Source organism: Moellerella wisconsensis ATCC 35017 (assembly GCF_001294465.1).
GTDB lineage: Bacteria > Pseudomonadota > Gammaproteobacteria > Enterobacterales > Enterobacteriaceae > Moellerella > Moellerella wisconsensis.
Window position 1 is genome coordinate 77,976 of sequence record NZ_LGAA01000003.1, and the last position, 23,871, is coordinate 101,846.

Genomic DNA, 23,871 nt, shown 5'->3' on the forward strand with positions numbered 1-23,871 from the left:
ATAAATTAAATAATATATGCCACGTTAAATATAACTAAAAATTCAATAATCAGGAGTAAATGTAATGTCACCCAAAAAGAAAGCTTGGCTGTGGATGCTATTAGTTATTGTTTCTGAAACATCAGCAACATCAACATTAAAAATGTTTGATAATAGTGAAGGAATGACCAAAACATTTTTATTAGGATTAATTATTCTATTATATATAGTCTGTTATTTTTCATTATCAAAAGCAGTAAAAAATATTCCTGTCGGGTTGGCCTATGCGACTTGGTCCGGTACCGGTATTCTGGTGGTATCCACCTTGGGTATGGCATTCTATGGTCAGCACCCTGATACCGCGGCTATCGTCGGTATGGCGATCATTGCCAGTGGCATTGTTATCATGAATCTATTTTCTAAAATGGGTGCTGAAGAAGAAGAGCCTGTCGCTGTCAGCGATGATGTTACTGTCACCCCCGCGTTAAATAAAAAAGCAATTCATTAATTAAAAGGAATATTTTATGTTTACCGGTTTTTTATGGCTTGCACTCTCTATTGGTTCCGAAATTACGGGTACCTCAATGATTAAAAAAACCAATAGTTTCAGTAAACTCGCACCATCTATTCTGGTGGTTATTGCTTATTGCTTATGTTATTTCGCCCTAACTCGCGCAATGGATTATATTCCGGTCGGCGTGGCTTATTCTTTATGGTGTGGTTTTGGTATTGTCGGCGTCACTATTTTATCGATGATTTTATATAAACAAAAACCCGATATTCCTGCTGTATTTGCTATGGCACTTATTATTACTGGCGGAATTATTATGAATGCGTTCTCTACGCTATAATTAAAATTAATAATATACGATATAATATATAAAATTAATTCTACATATAATAAACTTAATATTTATTAATATCGATTAATCGATAGGGATTAATATATTTAAAATAGCGATACCTCCATCAGATATCGCTATTTTTATTTTTAGATTAATTAATATTTAATTCAATTATCGCGAAGCTTTTAATTGCTGAAAATAATTTTCATATAAAATATTTGCATCGCCAACATCATCCTGCCACTCTCCCTGCTCTATAATTGATTGATCAGGATATAACGATTGATCTTGCTGTAATTCTTGCGGCAGCATCGCTTTGGCTTTTTTATTTGGGGTCGGATAACCGATAGACTCAGCTACTTGGGCTGCAATTTCAGGGCGCAGTAAAAAGTTAATCAATTTATGCGCACCTTCGGTATTTTTAGCATTCGCCGGAATAGCTAAACTGTCCATCCAGAAAATACCGCCTTCTTTTGGCCAAATAGTTTCGATACTGGCGCCCGCCTCACGAGCTACAAATGCCGAACCATTCCACAACATTCCCACATCAATCTCACCTTCCATAAAAGGATTGGCCGGGTTATCGGAATTAAAAGCTAATACGTTTGGCATTAATTTTTGTAATTCATGATACGCTTCTTCGATCTGTTTTGGATCTTTAGTATTGCCTGAATAACCCAGTTTTAATAACGCCATCTGAAAAACTTCACGCGCATCATCGGTCAATAGTAGGCTATCTTTATATTGTGGTTTCCATAAATCTGCCCATGAAGTGATACTGGCAGGATCTATTTCACTGTTATTTATACCGATTGCCGTCGCGCCCCAAATATAGGGAACTGAATAATCATTTTGTGGATCAAAATCTTTGTGCAGCAAGCTCGGGTCTAGATTATCAAAATTGCTGAGTTTGCTTTTATCTATTTTTTGCAGCATCCCTTCTTTGCTCATTTTGGCAATAAAATAAGTGGATGGTACCACTAAATCGTAGGCTCCCTCTTTATAGGTTTTCAGCTTGGTGTACATGCTTTCATTGGATTCATAAGTGGAGTAAATCACTTTAATCCCAGTCTCTTTAGTAAACTGTTCAAGCAAACCTGGCGGAACGTATTCAGTCCAGTTATAAAAATACAGCACATTCTTGGCGTTATCATCAGCGGCAGTCGCTGAACCAATACCGACGGCCATGATGCCGGCAGCGAGAAGATAGGACCACTTTTTCATATAACGTTTCCTTCAACGGTTAATAGACTCGTCATGCTCTAGCCTACAGAGTCACACCATAGCGACTTGATATCCTTTGATACCTCATAGGTATCAATCCATGTGATAAACGATAACAAGACGCCCTATCGATTAATGACTTTTCAGCCGATCACGTAATACCCACTGGCTTAATATTACTAATACTAATGACAATAACAGCAAGATGGTGGCTAATGCATTGACCTCTGGCGAGACCCCAACTTTTACCATCGAGTAAATTTTTAACGGTAGAATTTCATAGCTTGGTCCGGTCACAAATGACGAAACCACCACATCGTCCATCGACAATGTAAAACTTAATAACCAGCCGGCAATCACTGCGGGTAAGGCTAAAGGTAAAATTATTTTGCGCAAAATAGTCCATTCCCCCGCCCCTAAATCTCTTGCCGCTTCTAACATCTTCACGTCAAAATCTTTTAAGCGAGAATAAACGGTAACTACCACAAATGGCAGGCAAAAAGTAATATGGGAAAATAATAATGACCAAAAACCCAAAGATATTCCCAATAACATAAACAGTACTAATAACGAAATCGCCATAACTATGTCTGGTGACATCATCACCACAAATAACATCCCGCTGACAAACGGCTTACCTTTGAAACGATACCGATATAAAGCCACTGCGGTCAACGAACCGATAACGGTCGCGAAGGTTGCGGAAAGTACCGCCATGGTTAATGAATGCCCCGCAGCTTGCAGCAGGCTATCGTTATTCATCAATAAGCCATACCACTGGGTTGAGAACCCTTGCCAATTAATACCAAAGCGAGATTTATTGAATGAATTAACCACCAGCAGAATGATGGGAATATACAAATAAGCATAGACGATGGTCATAAAACCACTACGCAAAATACGCCCTATCATCCCATGTCTCCTTTCTTGTGCAGCAATTTACTGGCGCGATAATACACGAACAGTAATAGCCCCATCGCCAGTGTCAGTACTATGCTAGTCGCTGCACCAAATGGCCAATCGCGAATATTTAGGAACTGGCTTTTTATCACATTACCAATCAACAGATTTTTTGATCCGCCCATTAAATCAGAGACATAAAACAGCCCCATCGCAGGCAGCAACACCAATAAACACCCGGCAATAATACCCGGCATAGTGAGTGGAATAATGATACGAATAAAGGTTTGGAATTTATTAGCCCCTAAATCCCTTGCGGCTTCAAGGCAAGGTTTATCTAACTTTTCGAGGCTAGAATATAGCGGCATTACCATGAAAGGTAATAAAATATACACCAAGCCCAACACCACGGCTTCCGAGGTATACATCAAGCGAAATGGTTTGTCGATCAGTCCAATCCATAACAGAAATTCATTCATATAGCCTTTGGTACTGAGGAAGACTTTAAGGCCATAAATACGGATCAGTGAATTAGTCCAGAACGGGACTATCAACAAAAACAGCATCAAGGGTTGCAGTTTTTTCGGTAAACGCGCCAAAATAAATGCAAAAGGATAGCCAATCAGCAAACAACACAGCGTAGCAATTACCGCCATATTCAAGGAATGCAACATCACCTTGCCATATAGAGGATCAAACAATCGCGTATAGTTGTCCCAAGTGAAAATCATTTGCACTAAATTGGCGTCATCACGGGTCAAAAAGCTGGTACCGATAATCATGAGATTCGGCATAAAAACAAACAGCAATAACCAAGTGACCACACCAATAATCACTATATTCTGTAATAGCTTACGTTTATTGAACATCAGCCAACACCACCTCCCAGCTGTCTACCCAAGTCACGGCAATTTTTTGATTCAACGAATGATCAACGTCGGGATCATCTTCATTGAAAAATTCACTGACCATAACCATTTTGCCATTCTCCATTTCAACCACAGAGTCTAGCGTCATGCCTTTATAGTTACGTTCACGCACATATCCAATTAATCCTGGCACATGTTCGCTATCATGAATTTCTTCAACCCGTAAATCTTCCGGTCTTAACAGGACTTTGACCGATTGCCCTGGGGTAACATTCAGCTCCGTGTAGATATCGCATTCATGCCCTTCGACCCGCGCACGGATCTTTTTATCATCAATACGATGCAGAACGGTAGTATCAAAAATATTAATTTCGCCGATAAATTGTGCCACAAACAGGTTTTTAGGCTCCTCATAAATTTCACGCGGTGTGCCATCCTGTTCAATGTGCCCAGCTTGCATCACCAAAATACGATCAGACATAGCCAAAGCTTCTTCTTGGTCATGTGTAACAAATATAAAGGTAATATCGAGCTGACGTTGCAGTGCTTTTAACTCATTCTGCATCTGCTTACGCAATTTATAATCCAGTGCCGATAATGATTCATCAAGCAGCAATACTTTGGGCTTATTAACTACCGCCCGAGCAATCGCCACGCGCTGTTGTTGTCCCCCGGATAATTGGTTCGGTCTACGCTGAGCAAAAGCGTCCAACTGCACCATACGTAAGGCTTCTTCAACCCGAGGTGCAATTTCATGTGCCGGTAATTTTTGCATTTTCAAACCAAATGCAACGTTTTCATACACCGTCATATGTGGAAATAGAGCGTAACTCTGAAAGACAGTATTCACGCAACGCTGCTCTGCCGGAATATCGGTAATATCCTGTCCATCCAGAATAAGTGTACCGCTATCGACATCTTCGAGCCCGGCAATTAAGCGCAAGACCGTGGTTTTACCACAACCGGAGGGACCTAAAATTGTCAGGAATTCACCATGATTAATTTTCAGGTCGAGTTGTGAAATGATATTTTTGCCATCGAACCCTTTGCTAACCGCTTTGAGTTCAACTAGTGGTGTGTGAGAGGTTTTCTCAGTCATTTATGTTATCACTCTATCCCTTACAAGAATGCAGATAGAACCGCTACAGGAAAAAGACTGTAATAAGCTTCGGAGGTGATTAACGCCTCTCCAGAGAAGCCCAAAACCAGTAGCGCCAATAGAATTACTACGAAGCGGGCATAATAAACGCAGTTTGATAAAATTGAAAGCTGGATCACAGAAAACTTGTATTTTTTTAATGTGGTTAACTTATTATTTAGTAATCAATAAACGCATCTAAAACATTAAGTTAAATTAAATAATTATAGAATATAGTCTAAAAAATATTTTTTATTGAGAGACCATAACTATTGGTTAATAATCATCGATGATTTACCGTTTATGATCTAAATAATCTAATAATAAAATTAATTTCTTATTTTAAATCAAAATATTAATTAGAGACTCATCCAATGATGATCTATACGACTGCTAATGAAGATAATTACCGTTTAACTATAAAACATATCTAATTAAAAACTTCATATCCATTTGTTTTAAATCAATTTATAATATTTTATTCTGTCTAAGCAGACATGATGTTTTTATTAGTTACATTTGTATCAGAAAAATAAAATCCCTCTCTATTGTGATCATTAGGAGCGACTATTTTTTATCAAAAAAAATCATATTACTCAAAACACACACATAAAAAAGGGCAGATACTTATCTGCCCTTCAAAAAATGCTTTAAATTAATACGCTATACAATCATCAATTAATAATAATTAATTTTCACCACAGTAGAAGCACTAAAGGGCCCGGTTGTCACTTTACTGACTCTCTTCACCGAAGCAGTATATTTACGAGTAACATCCGTCGAGCCGGTAGGTAAGTTGCCAAAAAATTGGAAGTAATTAAACTTAACTTTATTATTATCGCTATCTAAAATAGTTAAATTAGTCCCATTTTTTAAATCTATTGCCGAATCGCCATTTAACGGATCATTAGTCTCAAAGTTAACATTTAATGAAAAGTTATCCAGACAACCTCTTTTTACCGCTTGAATTTGAAAACTCTTATTAAACGCCTGATTCTGATCTAAATCTGTCACCAGTAATTGGCCAAAATCTATTTGTTGAGTCTCTGGATATACTTTAATATCCGCGCCACATTTAAGGAATCGGATCCCACGTAATCCCGAAACAGAATAACGTAAATTCTTGGCGCCAGGAAGTTTATTCAGCCCTAAACTCCCATCAAATTGAAACACAGTAAATTTATCATCCCCAGTGTAAGTGCCTGATTGGGGTACTTTACCTGTCACTTTAACATACAAAACAAATGTAATAGTAAAGGTAACACTTTGCTTCGGATAAATCGGATTAGTACCGGTACTCACACGCTGTTCATTTTTTTCTAGCTCTTGCCCATTATAACGAGCCCCTAATAATAACCCATCACCCAACGATTGTGATGTCGGGTTAAAATACATATAGACCACATCACCTTTATTGGTTTGTACGTTATTACAATAGACGGTTACCGTCAGCGGGTTTGACTCCCAAATAATCGTACCTGGCTCCATATCAGAGGGAATAGCTAATTGCCCGACAGGAACGGGAGGTTTAGTCACCACATTAGTTCCTGCTTCGACGCAATCTAATGCCATCACGGGTAAACTACATAATAACAATAATGTAGCCGAAAGAATGCTTGTTATATTAATGCGTAATTTTATCATTAGGCCTCATCCCAATTATAGGTAATCAATATTTAGTCTGATCTGACTACGTATATTACCTAGGGTTAATTCATTTTTAGGAAGATAGCTTTCCAGCATGGAATACAAAATAATTTGCTGATTATGATCAAATTTCACCGGATAATTTCGAAACTCTCCATTGGGTATTTCATGTCCTTTTTCATCCAGTAATCGAATACCAAAACCATCGAGTAAACTCTGACCACCAAATAAGTTGGGATCAGTACTTTTTGTTGGCTCCGCAATAAACATTAATCTCACCACAGGTTCACGATCATTCCGTAAATATGATGGAAAAATACAATCATCAAATTTTAATCGTATTTTTTTAGCCGGGCTACGATCGCCAATTTGTTGAAAAAAATTAAGTGAAATAGGCCCTAAATCAATATTTTGATCAAGTGAAGATAAACTTATTTTACAGGGTAATGAAACGATGCTCCCCCTAAAATTAACATCCCCTTTTAACATGCTGCTGTCCGCAAAAAGATATTTTGGACTAAAAAAAAGCATGATAAAAAATAAAGAAATAGGCAACTTTTTCACTTTTACACATCCTATTTATTTTCTGCAGATAACTGACACGTAACTGCAGTACAGTTATAAGTAAGCATTTTCAGTCCGCCATAATCATCCATATAACCAAGGTATAATTTAGCAAACGGTGATGTTGGAACAGTGACTGTTTCTTGAGATAACGGAGAAATCATCACACTGTCAAATCCTGGAAAATTACCTTTTTCATTATTGCTTAAATAACCGAGTGTAATATAAAACTTAGACGGGTTATCTAATGTTAATTTACTACCAGTACGACTAATCTTTAAATCCTTAGCCCAGACTTTATCACTATCATTAATAATCGTTGCTGGTCGATAAAACATTTTTAAACGACTCTGAATAGCAATTTGTACGACATTTTCTTTTTCAGATGTAGGGGGTATCTCACGTACATTTAAATAAAATAGAGATTCTCTATCTTGAGGTAATTGATTAATCCCTTCTGTTTTAATTATTTTAATCTGATTTTTAACGCCAGGTTCAACTCGCTGCATCGGAGGTAGCACGGTAAAAGGTTCAGAGACCTTTTTTCCTTCGCTATTTTCAATCCATGATTGCGCTAAATAAGGTGATGTTTTACTTTGATTATTAATCACTAAACTTACGGACTTATCTTTTCCCGGAAAAATAATCCTTGTGCGATCAATATTAATTGCTGCTGTCGCATATTGTGAGGTCAACAATAAACAGGACAGCAAAAAAGTAGCTATATTTTTATGATGCATAATCTTTTCCATTAATTACAAGGGATTAACAATTTAGAATCCATGTTGTTGGCTAATTCAGCAATATTGAGCTGACACTGATTCTGTTGATTATTCCATTTAATAATATAATTATTATCATGGTTAATACCGGTTAAATAAACAATGCCATTCTCACCAATAATACCCACTTCTCTTCCTGACTCTTTTTCAATAACACTAGTTCCTAATGGAGGATATTTTCCATTGGCTAATCGAATAACAGCAAGAATACGTCGCCCTTGATTAGCATTGATTTTTTGATAGCCAATCGCACCTTCCGTCAAAGTTTTGGCAATCATATTATCGCTAATATCGATATCATCAGGCAGAGTATTCATATCGATATAAACATCTGAGTTAGTAAAGCTATTCAGACTCGTCGCGACACCGATACCAAACTTATTAGTCACAGATTCGTTATTATTGATCGATATACCACCAACACCATCACTATCCACCATTATTCGCGGCTCATTATTAGTCGCATTTCGGTGCAATGCGGCACCGTATTTAGTCATTGTCATCGAGCCATACCAACTTCCGCCCAATGCACGGTAGGAATTAGTATTTTCAGCGCCATTAACATTCAACACCCCATAAGCTGAGGAGTATTGATAATTACCACTAATATTCGGTTCACCACGACCTAATTCACGTTTATCACCACCGGCACGAAGACTCCAATAACTATTATCAATATTTTTACTGTAATAGGCGACTGACTGACCGACTGTTTTACCGCCATCAGAATATTGAGCATCGTAACTCACCGAACTGCCACCTTCTATTGGTAAAGAAAGAGAAAAATATAGCTGGTTGTCGTCGGTTTCTCGGTATTTAATCCTGTTAGCCGATAATGTGGCTGATATATTACGAATATTTCCTAAATTAAATATTTTACTCAAGCTTAAACCAAAGCTAGTGCTGGAGTCGTTATCCCAATATTGATGATGAGATGCATTGAGATATAGCGTAATATCCAGTGGATCGATATATTGATTAAATGATGCCGTATAAACGTTTTTATCTCGACGCATATCTAACTGACCATTAAGTCCATCGATATATTGCGGCATGGTAATAAATTCTTTCTCGGAGAATTTATATCCCGCAAATGTCAGTTGCGATCGTGTAGATTCAAAACGCTTCGAATAATTTAATCGATAACTGTTACCTGAATAATTTCCATATTGGCTAAACTTGGCTTGCGTCCGAGTTATATCAAATGACATGGCGCCAAAATTATTCATATTTTGACCAATACCTAAATTAATCGCACGGTATTTATCATTATCTATAGTCGCAATCAATCCACCAAATAATGAGGTATTACTTAATATCCCATACGAAGCTTCCGCAGCCATAAATCGCGGATCATGTTTATTCGAACGGCCAAAAGGATCAGTTTTTCCTAATGTCAGTTTATACAACAACTGCCCTTGTCGAGTTAAAAAAGGTAATGAAGCAGCTGTAATTTGATAATTTACTTTTGAACCATCTTCTTCTTCAATAGTAACATCTAACGTCCCTTGAACAGCGTCAGTGATATCTTGTATCAAAAACGGACCGGGAGCGACTTTAGTTTGTTTAATAATTCGACCATGCTGTGAGATAACAACGGTGGCATTGGTCTTAGCGATACCAGTCACCTGAGGTGCATAACCACGAAGTGAAGGCGGTAACATTCTATTATCGCTAAATAATGTAGCTCCCAAAAAACGGAAACTTTCAAAAACATCCGTTTTTAAATAGGATTCACCCAGTAAAATTTTAGACCCTATTTTAGGCAAGGCTCTAAAAGCATAAATTTGTGTCCAATCGAACCGTTGGTTAGTCACCGTATTAGAACGATTATATTGATACTGATAATCAGCGCGAAAACGCCAAGCGCCTAAATTAACCCCCGCAGTCCCATTACTGCTCGCACTAAATGTCTCGCTGCTATTTTTAGGCGCAAGGTAATTAAGAAATAAATTGTAATCAAGAATAAAACCTGTAATCCCATTATCCCACTGTGATGGTGGAACCCAATAAGGATCATCATATTCTAACCATGCCTGAGGTATAGAAAAAAGAATACTCTGCGAGGCTTTATCGAAACGGATCTGTATCCCTTCTTTCTCGGTTAAATTTACACATTGACCGTCATTCCAAACTGGAAATTCTTTTTCTATTTCGGGTTTAAGATCAAATAATTTAACAATTTCAGGTGTAATACAAGGCGATGTTTCACCATCTGAATCTTCAATAAAGCGAATTAAATATTGACCTGAAAGTTTGCGTCCATTAAGAGTAATATCAGAAAGATATTCACCCGCTGGAATATAATCAGGATTAGAAAATTGAGTTAAATCGATATTATCTCTATCCTTGGCATCGATAATATTAATATTAAACTCAACTGCTTTTATCGGCATAGATGCCAACATCAATGCCGATAAAACCATACTTGTATTTATCAATTTAGCACGATGTATAAATAGCATAATAAGCCCTGATAAAGAAAATGCAGGAACAAAACAAAGAAATAACAGGCAATATATATTGCCTGTTATTCAGCTTACTAATCTTATAAATAGTTCAGAGCATAAGTTGCTTGAGCAATAATGCTACCAGTTTCAACTTTTTTACCATTAGCTTCAACACGTGCACTAAATGCTAATTTATTTGGACCATCAACTAATGGGATCTCAATACTTGTTCCACCCACAGCCATAGTATTACCATCCGCATTAATTAAACGAACGCCAACACCACGAGAAGTACCAGTATTAACTAATAAATCAGTTTTATCTGCATCTGGTGTACCAGAGAAAGTAACTTTAACTTTGCTTACTGCTGGGAATAAAGGATCAGCACCTTCACCAACCCCTGGAACTTCAGCTAAGTCACAGTTTTCTAGAGCAATATTATATTGAACGCTTTGGCTATATTTATTGCCTGTTTCTAATACTTTATTTGCAACTTGTCCTAAGTCAACATTAACAGTACCATCACCTGGTAATGAGCAAGGCGCATTAATAACTTTACCAGTAAAGTTAATTACACCAGTTCCTTGGTCAACAGTTGCAGCATTAGCAGCAACGGTAGAGAAAGAAGATGCAATAATCGCAGCCAAAGCAATTTTAGAGAATTTCATATTATTTTCCTATTGTAGAAAGACAACTAACGTATTTAATATCTAATAACAACATAACTAACAGATGTTATTAAATAAACTGAGAATAATTAATATAAATATATAATAGACAACTAAATTATATTCATATAAAAACTAACATCTTTACTTTTTTTCTTTTCCAATAAATCATCTTTTTCTAACGATAATTCATTTTCACACAGTAAATAATTCATCGTTGTATCTAAGGCATTAGCTAAAACAAATAAACCTTCTAAGGTAATAGAACACTCTCCACGCTCATAGCGTGAGACTTGCTGTTGACTCATTCCGATAATATTAGCCAACTGAACTCCAGAAAATCCGAGCTCTTTTCTACGCAATCTAATTTTTCTACCTACATATTTATTTATATTTTTCATAATTACGTAGCCTGAGTTAATAAACTGATAAATTTAATTAAAAATAAGACGCCCCATAAAAATATAATTTATGAAAAGAAGCCTAAATAAAATAAATTTTTATTTGTATGAATATGAAATCATATTCACATGTTATTAACATTGAATTTATTTAATATTAAAAATACCCGTCTGAATCAATTTAATTTGATTATAGATTTTAATCTTTGAATGTAAAACTGTTTATATCGATAGATTTATCATCTAATGTTAGGCCTGGACTATCAAAAATAGATCATCGATTGGGGATATCTAAAAATATACTTAGTATAAATAAAAAAGACGGTTATCTAATAAATAGACTATCCAAAGAAAAATATAACCATTTGATAATTAATGATTTAATTTTGAGCATCAATTACTGACAGTATGGAATATATCAGGTTACTCAGGGTATTTACTTAAAAAAGGAGTAAAAAAGGAATTGAAAAAATATCTTATTGATTTATATGAATATAATTTTTATTGATGATTGATAACATTTGATGAAAACTAGCTATAAACTCTATACTACTATTACTACTGGTAATGGTTAAAATAAAACTACGCACTTTTATTTAATTATATAAAAATTTATAGCTACTTATTTGTATAAAAGTAAAAGATAACGCTTCAATAAAGGTGATAAAAAATCAAACCCAAATAATGAGTAAAAATACGTATTAAATATAGACTTTAGGTTAGAAACCTTATTTAACGGCTTAAACAACAAATTACTTATGCTAAATCAAAAGATTAATTTAATTTTTGAAAATCAACTGAAATTTTTTATTGTTTTATTTCAGTAAGATACAATTGTAATTATTCTTCATAAAAGATTTCAAAATGTAAATTTGATAATCTATATGTGATTACTTTTCTATTTATCTTTAATAATAAAACAAAAAAATAACAGTTCTTCATAGATAATTTATAAATATTTAATTCTCAATTCGATTATAATCCCATAAAACAATAATAACTCACATAAATTATATGACATAAAAAACTAATCCGCTAGACTATTTTTAATACAAGTTAAATAAGTAAAATCTTAAAAAAATGTTACATACTTATATAAAAATATAGATCGTTTCTAATAATCAATTAACTCCATAATGTTAAATATAATACATTAAAGTTAATATAATGTATCAAAATAAAAACAAAAAAATTATCCGTTAAATTTTAGTATGTTAACGAATAGTGAAACAAGAAGAGCATCAAATAAAGATGACTCATTAGAGTAAGCCTATTAAAAGATACTAAAAAGCCCCTAAACAATAATCAAATCTGTTTAGGGGCTCATATATTTATCTTCTTATCATATCAATTCAGCTATCCGCAGATATGTGTCACACAAAATATACACTTACTATAAACTTATAAAGCACCATAAATTACAGAGGTAATAGACGCTAATCCACATATAACCGTAAATATTTGAGCGAATGTCGAAGTTCTAAACTTCGCCATTGCAGGCACCTTACGCATAGCAAATACTGGTAAAATAAATAGAATTGCCGCAATCATCGGTGCTCCCATAGTTTCAATCATATCGAGAATACTTGGATTTTTAATTGCAACAAACCAGGTTGTTAGGACGATAAATATCATAGAGCCTTTTTGGATTTTACTCACTGAAGCTGAAGAATGAGATTTAACCAGTCCCACTAAACCTTCATGCGCTCCGAGGAAGTGTCCAAAATAACTTGAAACAATTGCGGCAAAGGCAATAATCGGGCCTAAATAAATAACAATTGGTGAGGCGTGGACATTAGCAATATAAGAAAGAACACTGATATTTTGTTCCTTTGCTGCGATCAACTGTTCAGGCGTTAATGATAAAACTACGGAGAAAACAAAGAACATTACAAAGCCTGTCAGCATCATCGCAGCTCCGCCAGTGATCATATCAGTTTTAATCACCGCTTGATCGCCAAACATTTGACGATGATCTTTTGTAAACTGACTAATAATCGGGCTGTGATTAAATGAGAATACAATTAATGGAATAGCCATCCAGACAATAACAGGTAATGTGCTCCAATCAGGTGTCACTTCCACCATCGAAGTATTCCATTCAGGAATGAGGTACAAAGACAATGCTAATAGAATAAAAACTAATGGATAAACCATCATAGAGGTAACTTTCAGCATTAACTCGCGACCAAAAATAACCCCAGCTGTCATCGCTGAGATTAACACACCAGATAACAACCAGCGAGGTAATGGGTCTAAACCAACTTGGTTAACTAAAAATGAATCAACGGTATTAGTGATCCCTACACCATAGATTAATACGATAGGATAAATAGCAAAGAAATAAGCAAATGTGATGATATTTGCTCCAACTTTACCAAAATGCTCTTCCACAGTATCAGTAATATCTGCATTAGAATTTTTAGCAGATAATACAAATCTAGCCAATCCTTTATGCGCCAACCAAATCATCGGTGTAGCCAGCAAAGCCAAAATAACTAACGGCCAAAAACCACCTGCTCCCGCTTTAATAGGTAAGAAAAGTACACCCGCACCAACAGCGGTTCCAAAGAGAGACAGTACCCATGTAAAATCCTGATAAGTCCACTTCTTTACTGGCTTATTTATCGTTTTCATATCGCTCTATATTAATATTAGTTTAGGTTCTAAAAAAGATTGGGCGATTCTGCAACAATTCGAATCAATAGCACAGATAAATATGAATATTTATAATAGATTTCTGGCTTAGCTCTCAAAAATATATTAATAGTAATCTTTTCGAAAAAAATATAACAGATTGTATTTTTTATAGTTTATAATTTTTTGCTATTATTTAATCCAAAAGTTAAATCAATTGATTAATTAATTTCTAATAATAATCAATATAAACAGCTATTTTAAATTTTTTTATAAAATACCATCTCTAACTCAATAAAAAAGAATAAACAGATAAATAATCGTAAAAAAATGATACCAACGAATTGGCATCATTTTTAGATGCTCTAAATTTAATAATACAATGCAATCAAATCATTATTTAATTCCCTGACATCGACGGGAGTATCGAAAATATCTTCAATAATCTCAGACTTCATGATCTGTCTTGGCGTACCGTGGTAAGATAATTTCCCTGATTTCATGGCGATAATTTGGTCAGAATATACTGAGGCAAAATTAATATCATGAATAACCAAAATAATTGTTTTACCTAACTCGTCAGCTGCTCGACGTAATAATTTCATCATTATCACCGCATGCTTCATATCAAGATTATTAAGAGGCTCATCTAAGAGAACATATTGCGTATTCTGACAAAGCACCATGGCCACATATGCACGCTGGCGCTGTCCACCAGATAACTCATCTAAATAGCGATATCGTAGTTCGGTCAAATTTAAAAATGACAGTGATTCATCAATTTTTTGTTTATCTTCAATATTTAAACGACCTTTGGTATACGGATAACGCCCAAATCCAACTAATTCTTCAACGGTTAAACGGCTAGCAAATTGATTTTCTTGACGTAATACGGACAAACAAGTCGCTAATTTATCACTGGCCGTGGTAACTACATCAAAGTCATTAACTTTAACAAAGCCAGCATCTGCCATTAATAAACGGCCAATAATCGATAATAACGTTGATTTCCCTGCCCCATTCGGACCAATAATAGAAGTGATCCCTCCCTTTTTAATCGTCGTAGTGATGTTATCTAAGACTTTAGTATCTTGATAACTTTTCGATATCTGATTAATTTCAATCATACTAAAACCTTTTTAATACCATATAGATAAAGAATATCCCACCGATAAACTCAATAACTACCGATAAGGTTCCTGCCATATGTAGACCATATTCAAGAATTAACTGACCGCCAATTAACGCAATAACGCCCAATAAAAAAGACACAGGAAGAAGATATCGATGCTGACTACTGCCGCTAATAAAATAGGCTAAATTAGCAACCATAAGACCAAGAAACGTTAATGGCCCCACCAAGGCAGTAGAAATAGCAACTAAAATAGAAATGAGTAATAAAATAACTGTAATTTGTTGCCGATAATTGATGCCTAAATTAATTGCGTTAGCCTGCCCCAATGCCAAAACATCAAAGCAATAGCGCATCCGCCATAATAAAACACCTACCACTATGGTAATGATCAACGTAAATAAAATGAGCTCAGGCGCTGCTCGCGTAAAAGTAGCAAACATACGACCTTGTAAAATTGAAAACTCATTCGGATCCATCAAACGCTGCAACAACGTTGCAGTACTACGAAATAATGTTCCGAGGATAATTCCTATCATTAGTACCATGTTGATATTTAATTTTGCTGAAATAAATAACCAGCGATATAACAATACGGAGAACAAAACTAATAATGAAGATTCGAGCATAAACTTACCGATATTCAGCGCCCATGAAGCTGAGAAGCTGTCGGTATAAAAAATAAATACAGTTTGCAATAAAACAAATAAAGCCTCTAATCCCATAATAGAAGGCGTTAATATTTTATTATTAGCTATAGTCTGAAACAATACTGTCGACACTCCAGAAGCAAAAGCCACCAAGATCATCGTTAATACAATATATCCACGATGTGGCAAAATATAAGCTAAATTATTGCCCAGATTAATGGTCATAAAAAGGACTATCGCCACTATCGCACAAACCAATAAGATGCCTATCCGCTGCTTTGGACTAATATTTTTTTTATGAAATACAGCTAATATATTAACTTTTTGCATGACGTTGTTGCTTTAATAATAAGAAGAGAAAAATAACCGCGCCTAAAGCACCAAGAATAACACTGGCAGGGATCTCAAATGGATAGCGAACTAGACGACCAATAATATCGCACAGCAGTACTAGGCCTCCCCCCGCCAGGCAAATCCATGGCAACGTTTTGCGTATATTATCGCCCATCACTAAGCTAATCAGATTAGGAACAATCAGACCTAAGAAAGGTAAGGCGCCAACAACTACCACCACAACACCACTAATTAAGGCTATAATAGATAATCCAATAGTCATCACCTTACGGTAATTCAGGCCTACATTAATGGCGAATTCACGCCCCATTCCAGCAACAGTAAAACTATCCGCAATCCAACAAGCGATTAAGGTAAGCAACCCAACCAACCATAATAATTCGTATCGACCTTGCAAAATACTGGAAAAATCACCGCTCATCCAAGCGCCAAGAGATTGTAATAAATCAAAATAAAAAGCTGTAAATAACGTCAACGCACTAATCACCGCACCTAACATAATTCCCACTAACGGAACAATTAACGCTGATTTTAAAATGACGCGACGCAATAACAGCATAAATAACATAGTGCCCATTAAAGCAAACAGACTGGCCACTATCATCTTGGTCATAATACTGGCCGCAGGAAATAGTACCATCACCAATAATAACCCTAAGCTGGCAGATTGTGTGGTTCCAGCTAAAGAGGGTTCAACAAACCTATTTTGGGTCAATAGCTGCATGATCAACCCAGCAACACTCATAGCACTACCGGCTAAGATCAAAGACACAGTTCGGGGGATACGGCTGATAAAAAAGATATCCTGCATTTCAGGATCAGTAAATAGATCAACGGGTGAAACATCACCCGCTCCTATAAATAAACTTATCAGCGCTAATATTAATAGGCCAATAATGCCAAAAAATAAATAAAACGTTTTCATAAGCTTATTTTATTTATTTCGCTCTAATGCGTTATTAATATCATCCATCAATTGAGAATAAGTCTGTACTCCACCCGCAATATAAACTGCCGTTGGATCTAAATAAACGACTTGATCGTTCTTCCAAGCAGAGGTTTTTCTCACTAATGCATTATCTAGAATTTGCTGTGCAGGCTGAGCTTCAGATCGACCTATTGCACTATCACGGTCTATCACAAACAACCAATCTGGATTTAATTTTAGTAGTAGTTCGGCATTCACTATATTTCCATGCGTTCCTGTTTCAGCAAATACATATGCAGGTTCGAATCCTAATTCATCAAATAAAAATCCAAAGCGTGAACCCGGGCCATAGGCTGAAATTTTGCCACCACTGACCAAGATCACCATCGCCTTACCCGCATTAGGCGTTTTTTGTTTTATAGTGTTTATTTTTGCATTAAATGCATTTATAACGTCTTCTGCTTGTTTCTCTTTACCAAAAATCATGCCTAACTGTGTTGTACGCTCAGTCAAACTCTTGACGAAATTTTTATTATCGATATCCATGGATATGGTCGGTGCTACACCACTTAATTTATCGTACGCATCACGCGAACGGCCGCCACCCAGAATTAGATCTGGTTGTGCATTACTCAGTGTTTCGTATGCTGGCTCAAACAATGTACCCGCATTAATATAATCACTGGTGGTATATTGAGATAAAAATTGAGGTAATCGTACGTTAGTTTGTGGAATGCCAGCCACCGGCGCACCTAATGCATCCATGATATCCAATGTTTCCATATTCATTACTATCACTTTTTTAGGATGACGAGGGATCTCTGTTTTACCCTGTGCATGTTCGATAGTGATTACCTGTTTCTCTGCCGCTGGGGCAGTTTCTATAGCATTTTTAGGATCGTCACAACCGGTCAATATCCAAGCTGATAGCAATATAAAACCTGAAACTAATGATTTGGCGAACATCTGATTTCCTCAATCTATCTTGACATACCGATAATAAAAATTATCAACGGTTTCATGGTTAAAACAGCTGAGTGACTTATATTTTATCTGCATCTATCTAAGCCACTTGAGTAACAAGTGTTCAGTTGACCAAACCACAATGCGATGACTTAAAAAGAGCTGATACTCAATATTCAATAGCTATGAGCGGTAAGCTATAAGTGGATTTCTATAACCATTCTCATCAGTCATCTAGAAATCATTGTCGGTCATTTGAACTATGCATAGCGTATATTACCTTTTAGTTATCACAAATGATATTAATTTACATTTGCATTCAATTCGATTGAGGTAAAAATAAACAACTACATCTATAGACTAATAGCTAGATAGTAGGCTAATACACCTATGTTCAGCTACTATGCTTAGCCCTCTAATTTATGCAATGATTAACGTAATAATAAGGCTTAACGAATAAGCCTATGATCTCTCAGGCCTAAACTACTAATGTCTCGGTTCGCATCAGCCATTCATAATTTCCAAAAACCTCGCGCTGAGTTAACCAGCGAGATAACATATCTAATAACAACATTACACTGACGTCTTGCTGAGTTTTCTTGCTGTGGTTTTGTGGCATATAACGCACTTGCTGCGCATACGCTTTTTCCGGAGTATATAGCGCCAATGATAAGCATCCATGAGCATAATCGCCGATGGCTAAACCAATACTAGCATGATGATTAATAGCAATATTCTGAGCTCGAGCCAATAACATTAATAACTGTGATTCTTGACAAGCTTTTTTATCCTTAATCATCACGTCACTATTGATAGAACCTTTTTGCTCGCTATAGTTATAAACTCCATCTTGATCGCTAATATCCTCCCCAATAATCTCTCCACCTTTAAAAGGAACCGCAGCCGATTTTAACGTCCAACTCAGTAATCCTTGGCTAAAATATTCACTTACCGCCACCTGCAATTGCTGGCTTATAAGCATGTGACCAATAACTGAGGCTAATCCTTCTGTACCTTCAAATACACAGTTATCACCAACCTCAGCTTTAATCTTCTGCCAAATTTTTTTCATCTCTTGTTGTTGTACTGCCGGTCCAGTGAGTTTCAATTCAATGATAGGCGCAGAGGAGCGATAGCCCATAACACAATCTGTTGGCAGAGTTAAACTATCAAATTGCTGCGCTAAACTACTTTCACTGCGCCCAAAGCAAGTGAGTCGTAAACATACCGGTGGTTCAGGTAATATATAACGCCGACGTAAACGCGGTATGATCTGTTCTGTGACCATCACCTTAAACTCAGAAGGAACACCGGGCGTAAAAAATAGCCAACAATCATTAATCAATAAACAAAAACCACAAGCTGTACCCACAGGATTATCAATTAATTCAGCGTGTTGTGGTAGCATTGCCTGCTTACGATTGCTTTCTGCCATCGTTCTCCCACGGGAAGTGAAATAATCCTCCATTATCGTAATCCACTCTTGATGTTCAATGAGAGGCACACCAGCAGCGGTAGCCGCCGCTAAGGCACTCAAGTCATCACTTGTTGGCCCAAGCCCACCATTGATAATTAGTACATCTGCATGATAACTACGCTCAAGCAATACACGAACTAAGCTGTCTAAACTGTCACCTACTGTTGTTCTACTGCTTAAAGGGATCCCCTGCTGAAAAAAACAGTCTGCTAGCCAAGCGGCATTGGTATCAATGATTTGTCCATGCAGCACTTCATCTCCGGTACTTAACATTTCGATCACGAGCATAGAGTAACTCCTATTGATTTATATTATCTGACCTATAATAAGCTATCTTATTATCATGCTCTCTAAAATAAAAATGTAGTTAATTTATATTTATTATTTTTCCGTTCTCCAATTAGGATATTAATATTTTTATACTTTTAATAAATTAAATAATTGCATCTATTGTGAGTGTTCCCGCAAAAATAAAATCAGTTACATATATTTAACTTTTTATTTGGGAACAAAAGCAAGAATAAAACAAAAACATGATTTATAATATTATTTTAGTTATATACTAACAATGAAAAATAATTATAAATGAAGATAAAATAATTATAAATTCAATAGAATCAATATATGCATCAAATAATAAATATAATTAACACGCATAAATAGAACAATAAGATAAACTCATTTAGTCACATTATTTATAAGAGAAAAATGCCATGAATAAAATAGATTTAACCATAGAGGAACTTTCATCCAAACAGCGGCACTATAAAATAGGCTATCTACCTAATCAAGGTGAACCGAATAAAAAGCCTCAACTAATTCTAAGCGGAAAATGGTTAGCTACCTTAGGTTTTACTATTGGTACCCCCATAAAGATAAGCTTAGAAATGGGCCAATTAATTATTCAACGAGTTGAATTAGAGTAAATATCAAATTAATATCCTGATTCTATTTTATAGAGTAATAATTACTAAATATTTATATTCAAATAATGAGTTAAATAACTAGTAGATTAATTTTCTTTGTTATCAGAAGTAGTTACTAGCAGTATAAATGAATATAGTTATACTTCCTATACAATGTGTTGGTTTAACTCAATGAATAGTTCTATTTAGACTAGCTCAGACAGCACCTGCCTAGTTAGGCTAAATTATATACTATTATAAGTTGGCGCTTAATACTATTAATTCTAAGAAGCTAACATCTGATTAGTCGAATGCTTATAATTAAGCGCCTATTTATTGCACCATATTATTACACTATATTATTAAACTATATACGCTCCCTCCTCTCCTTCGGGATCGGTATATTTAGATAAAAAAGTATACTATTTTAGCGATTCGACGCTCGCGCTGAGTTAATGGATGCGAGAATAACGGATAGAATATTTAACGAATGAAATACAGCCTAAAGGCTATTTAGTCTTAATAACTGTTTTGTCTTAATATTGATAACAGCCTAACAGCGCAACAACGGCCGTAAGCATTAAATGGGTTTATTGCTACCTATTCTATGCCTTGAAGCACACGCTATTTAACGTTGAGGATCAAAAATTCAAATAATTCTTTTGATCAAAAGGTCTCCCTACTAGCTTAACTGACGCTTAATCATTGGCAATAATAATGATCGATTTATTCACAGTAATTCCAGTATTGTTGACTAAAATCTCTATCTGACCAAAGGCAGCAACGGTTTGCTCAATAATTCCTGCGATTTCTTTCTGACGCATTAAGTTTGCGCGGATATCCAGAAAACGCCGGCCTAATTTTTCAATTTTTTGTTTCGTCTCTACTGGTTCAGTAATATTCACAGCCACGATATCACAACCCGCGTTTGCTAATCCCAACGCCATACCTTGGCCTAAACCGATATCACATCCAGTAACAATCGCCACTTTGCCGTCTAATTTGAATGAATTAAGGATCATGATTTTCACCTCATTAAAATTAATTGAAACGGCGCTTTATTTTAACTAGAAATCAATGAGGCTAAACTTAGAAAGATAAACTTAGAAAGGTAAACTTAGAAAGGTAAACGTAGAAAAGTGCAGTTAGCCATAGAATATGGGCGCGAAGACTTTTATCATTAGTATTACTGCTATTAATTTGTTGGCTAAAAGACTATTTTATCTAGGATATCCAGACATTATTTATATAGGCGTTCTCAGCGCTTTGGCAGAAGAGCAAAGTGAAACGCTAAAATTTAGTACTACTTCCCAAACACTGCAATCCGCAGCGACAATTATTGCCACCGAGCCCGAAGCGCTAGTGATATCCCATCAGCGGTAATAAAGCCTATTTGCATGCCTTAATAACCCATAAACCCGCCTCTTTTAAGGGTAAAACCCAGAGCTTTTTCTCAGCCATTATCACAACACTATTCTGATTGTATCGTTTTTCTACAAAGAATCTTTTTGCCATTATCTTCTGGATGAGGGAATTTATTACGTTTTTTATCTATTATTTCCACAGACCATGTGCGCTGTAGTGTGTTTTTTATTATGGAGATTATGACTACGGAGTTTTCTGGATTGAATTGATGATGGATGTCATGTTTTAAAGCTAAACAAAAACGTCAAACACCGCAATATAATAATGCTGAAAGTATGATTGAACTAGGATGATAAAAATCTCCCATTATCGGAAGATTTTTATCATCAATGATTACTCATAATTAATACGTACAATACCTGATTTAGAATAAGTGCCAGGGGTAACCGTGCCAACGTCAGTAATAACAGCCTTTAACGGCGTTCTATCACTTCTGTTTTCATTCAAATACCATCCTGATTTTTCATCTGAATCATTATCAAACATCAATTCAATCGTTAATCCACCCATTTCCATTCTACTGGGTAGTACCTCTAAATCAACCGAGGCATCTGCATTACAATAACCGTTAAGATTGGTTGAGACCGAAGTATAAGCCGCTGAAGTTTGATCAACAGTTCCTAAATTCAATACATTGTCATCAAAATCAAAGTTACAAACAATATCAGGCGTAGGCGGTTCTATAGGATCAGTTGGAATAGGGTCACCTACGGATAAAATAGCCTGATCTCCACATGAAAGCCCATACATATCTGAATATGGTAATACGTTAGGACTTTGCCCATCCCCATGAACATAAACTTCTCTGCCGCTACCAGGCATTTTATAAATCCCTCTAGGCCCGTTAGTAACATAGACTTCAGCCGCTAGGGTTGGACGACTAAACGTTGCAACAAATTCCGGTTTTCCGAGATCCATACCAACCCATCGGGATTGTACACCAACACCCGCTGGAAACGCTGCATCATACAATGCGCCATTTTCCTTATATACAATGCCAGAAATACCGGGTTGCATTACTGTCCATCCGATAAAAATTTGAGCGCTGGGACTATCAATTTCACAATTTCCAATTCTATTGTAAAATGACTCATCAATATCTAAAGAAATTGTGCCTCGATAACTGTACTTCAACGTTGAAACTTGATAACTATTACCATCTGGCCCCACCCCCATCCAAACATTATTGGCATCTTGAACATCGAAGCCCGCTGAATCATGATCAAATGTAATGCCTGAAACTAATCTAGCTTCTCTCGTTACCAGATTAAATACTCTGGATTCATTAGGATAAGGAGCGGCATAGATGAATGGGGAAATGAAAAATAATATAAATAGAATTTTTATTTTCATAACTTACAATTAAACCTCGATGAAATATTTATTCATAACTCAATGTATAAGTCATGATTGCTGTAAAATCCCCAGCCACTAAGCTTTTATTGGCTAAAGCTTGCCGCTCACCCTGCACATAAGCTTTTAAACGGATCAGCATATCTCCATCGGTTAATGGCACAGCATAATCAGTTGTGCCATCAATCGGAATTGAGCGCCCATCTAAATACTCCAACCCAATACCTGCTCCTTTTGCCTCACTCTCTGGGGTAAACTGTAGTAATCCTTCACTATTTACTGGGCCAGAAAAAGAAGCTTTCACGGTACTGCCCAATGATGTATCACAGTCTTTCAATTCAAATGTGATTAATAGGCCGGAAGTACGTGTAAAACGATACAAGGATTTTGTTGGTGTTACCCCTAGATAATACCAAGGGTCTTCAGTACCCGGTTCTATGGTACAAGGCAACGCAATCAATGTTCCTTTGTAGTTAATGGTTGTTGATGATTCAGCCATTACTGCCCACGGTAAAAATAGTAAACTAGATATCAATAAAGCAGCACTACGGTGAAATACTTTTTTCTTTGCCATCACATT

At 35.9% G+C, this 23,871-nt stretch carries 23 protein-coding genes; 4 read left to right on the forward strand and 19 right to left on the reverse strand.

Annotated elements, in window-relative coordinates:
- Positions 1-64 precede the first annotated feature (64 nt).
- Together M992_RS01340 and M992_RS01345 are read left to right on the forward strand one after the other, a co-directional pair.
- Positions 65-487, forward strand: coding sequence for a DMT family transporter (locus M992_RS01340; protein ID WP_053907047.1), 423 nt, complete (start codon positions 65-67; stop codon positions 485-487).
- Positions 488-503: 16 nt separating this feature from the next.
- Positions 504-830: a DMT family transporter gene (locus M992_RS01345; protein WP_053907048.1), complete on the forward strand. Its 327-nt coding sequence runs from the start codon at positions 504-506 to the stop codon at positions 828-830.
- Between the two features lie 165 nt (positions 831-995).
- Here M992_RS01345 and potD read toward each other — a convergent pair whose 3' ends face one another.
- The 16 genes from potD to M992_RS01425 form a co-directional block, all read right to left on the reverse strand.
- Positions 996-2,048 (reverse strand): spermidine/putrescine ABC transporter substrate-binding protein PotD, encoded by a 1,053-nt coding sequence (potD, locus tag M992_RS01350; protein ID WP_047255989.1) that lies wholly within the window; start codon positions 2,046-2,048, stop codon positions 996-998.
- Positions 2,049-2,180: 132 nt separating this feature from the next.
- Positions 2,181-2,960, reverse strand: coding sequence for a spermidine/putrescine ABC transporter permease PotC (potC, locus tag M992_RS01355; protein WP_047255988.1), 780 nt, complete (start codon positions 2,958-2,960; stop codon positions 2,181-2,183).
- On the reverse strand, positions 2,957-3,817 hold the full coding sequence (gene potB / locus M992_RS01360) for a spermidine/putrescine ABC transporter permease PotB (protein WP_047255987.1): 861 nt from the start codon (positions 3,815-3,817) through the stop codon (positions 2,957-2,959). Before potB ends, potC begins: the two co-directional genes overlap by 4 nt.
- A complete protein-coding gene (potA, locus tag M992_RS01365; RefSeq protein WP_053907049.1) occupies positions 3,807-4,916 on the reverse strand; it encodes a spermidine/putrescine ABC transporter ATP-binding protein PotA in 1,110 nt (369 codons plus the stop codon). Before potA ends, potB begins: the two co-directional genes overlap by 11 nt.
- A gap of 717 nt (positions 4,917-5,633) precedes the next feature.
- On the reverse strand, positions 5,634-6,599 hold the full coding sequence (locus M992_RS01370) for a fimbrial protein (RefSeq protein WP_053907050.1): 966 nt from the start codon (positions 6,597-6,599) through the stop codon (positions 5,634-5,636).
- Between the two features lie 15 nt (positions 6,600-6,614).
- A complete protein-coding gene (locus tag M992_RS01375; RefSeq protein ID WP_248842475.1) occupies positions 6,615-7,166 on the reverse strand; it encodes a fimbrial protein in 552 nt (183 codons plus the stop codon).
- Between the two features lie 11 nt (positions 7,167-7,177).
- Positions 7,178-7,906 (reverse strand): fimbrial biogenesis chaperone, encoded by a 729-nt coding sequence (locus tag M992_RS01380; RefSeq protein WP_053907165.1) that lies wholly within the window; start codon positions 7,904-7,906, stop codon positions 7,178-7,180.
- 11 nt (positions 7,907-7,917) lie between these two features.
- A complete protein-coding gene (locus M992_RS01385; RefSeq protein ID WP_072165906.1) occupies positions 7,918-10,413 on the reverse strand; it encodes a fimbria/pilus outer membrane usher protein in 2,496 nt (831 codons plus the stop codon).
- 83 nt (positions 10,414-10,496) lie between these two features.
- Positions 10,497-11,066 carry a fimbrial protein gene (locus tag M992_RS01390; protein WP_053907051.1) on the reverse strand — a complete coding sequence of 190 codons (570 nt, stop codon included), beginning with the start codon at positions 11,064-11,066 and terminating at the stop codon, positions 10,497-10,499.
- 113 nt (positions 11,067-11,179) lie between these two features.
- Complete coding sequence (locus tag M992_RS01395) at positions 11,180-11,467, reverse strand: helix-turn-helix domain-containing protein (protein ID WP_053907052.1); 288 nt, start codon at positions 11,465-11,467, stop codon at positions 11,180-11,182.
- Between the two features lie 1,401 nt (positions 11,468-12,868).
- Entirely contained in the window at positions 12,869-14,104 is a 1,236-nt protein-coding gene (locus M992_RS01400; RefSeq protein WP_053907053.1) for an aromatic amino acid transport family protein, read from the reverse strand.
- 371 nt (positions 14,105-14,475) lie between these two features.
- Positions 14,476-15,231 carry an iron ABC transporter ATP-binding protein gene (locus M992_RS01405; RefSeq protein ID WP_053907054.1) on the reverse strand — a complete coding sequence of 252 codons (756 nt, stop codon included), beginning with the start codon at positions 15,229-15,231 and terminating at the stop codon, positions 14,476-14,478.
- A 1-nt stretch (position 15,232) separates the two neighbouring features.
- Positions 15,233-16,216, reverse strand: a complete 984-nt coding sequence (locus M992_RS01410) for an iron chelate uptake ABC transporter family permease subunit (protein ID WP_053907055.1) — start codon at positions 16,214-16,216, stop codon at positions 15,233-15,235.
- Entirely contained in the window at positions 16,203-17,165 is a 963-nt protein-coding gene (locus M992_RS01415; protein WP_053907056.1) for an ABC transporter permease, read from the reverse strand. Before M992_RS01415 ends, M992_RS01410 begins: the two co-directional genes overlap by 14 nt.
- 9 nt (positions 17,166-17,174) lie before the next feature.
- Positions 17,175-18,134, reverse strand: a complete 960-nt coding sequence (locus tag M992_RS01420) for a siderophore ABC transporter substrate-binding protein (RefSeq protein WP_053907057.1) — start codon at positions 18,132-18,134, stop codon at positions 17,175-17,177.
- Between the two features lie 475 nt (positions 18,135-18,609).
- Complete coding sequence (locus M992_RS01425; RefSeq protein ID WP_053907058.1) at positions 18,610-19,896, reverse strand: nicotinamide mononucleotide deamidase-related protein YfaY; 1,287 nt, start codon at positions 19,894-19,896, stop codon at positions 18,610-18,612.
- 425 nt (positions 19,897-20,321) lie between these two features.
- Here M992_RS01425 and M992_RS01430 point away from each other — a divergent pair, with 425 nt between their 5' ends.
- Positions 20,322-20,534 (forward strand): SymE family type I addiction module toxin, encoded by a 213-nt coding sequence (locus tag M992_RS01430; RefSeq protein WP_053907059.1) that lies wholly within the window; start codon positions 20,322-20,324, stop codon positions 20,532-20,534.
- Positions 20,535-21,211: 677 nt separating this feature from the next.
- Here the strand turns inward: M992_RS01430 and M992_RS01435 are convergent.
- Positions 21,212-21,535, reverse strand: coding sequence for an SDR family NAD(P)-dependent oxidoreductase (locus M992_RS01435; RefSeq protein ID WP_053907060.1), 324 nt, complete (start codon positions 21,533-21,535; stop codon positions 21,212-21,214).
- Between the two features lie 136 nt (positions 21,536-21,671).
- Between M992_RS01435 and M992_RS01440 the strand changes: the two genes are divergently transcribed.
- Complete coding sequence (locus M992_RS01440; RefSeq protein WP_053907061.1) at positions 21,672-21,896, forward strand: hypothetical protein; 225 nt, start codon at positions 21,672-21,674, stop codon at positions 21,894-21,896.
- A 375-nt stretch (positions 21,897-22,271) separates the two neighbouring features.
- Here the strand turns inward: M992_RS01440 and M992_RS01445 are convergent, their stop codons facing one another.
- Both M992_RS01445 and M992_RS01450 read right to left on the reverse strand, forming a co-directional pair.
- Positions 22,272-23,291: a hypothetical protein gene (locus tag M992_RS01445; RefSeq protein ID WP_053907062.1), complete on the reverse strand. Its 1,020-nt coding sequence runs from the start codon at positions 23,289-23,291 to the stop codon at positions 22,272-22,274.
- A 28-nt stretch (positions 23,292-23,319) separates the two neighbouring features.
- A complete protein-coding gene (locus M992_RS01450) occupies positions 23,320-23,865 on the reverse strand; it encodes a fimbrial protein (RefSeq protein ID WP_053907063.1) in 546 nt (181 codons plus the stop codon).
- Between the last annotated feature and the right edge of the window lie 6 nt (positions 23,866-23,871).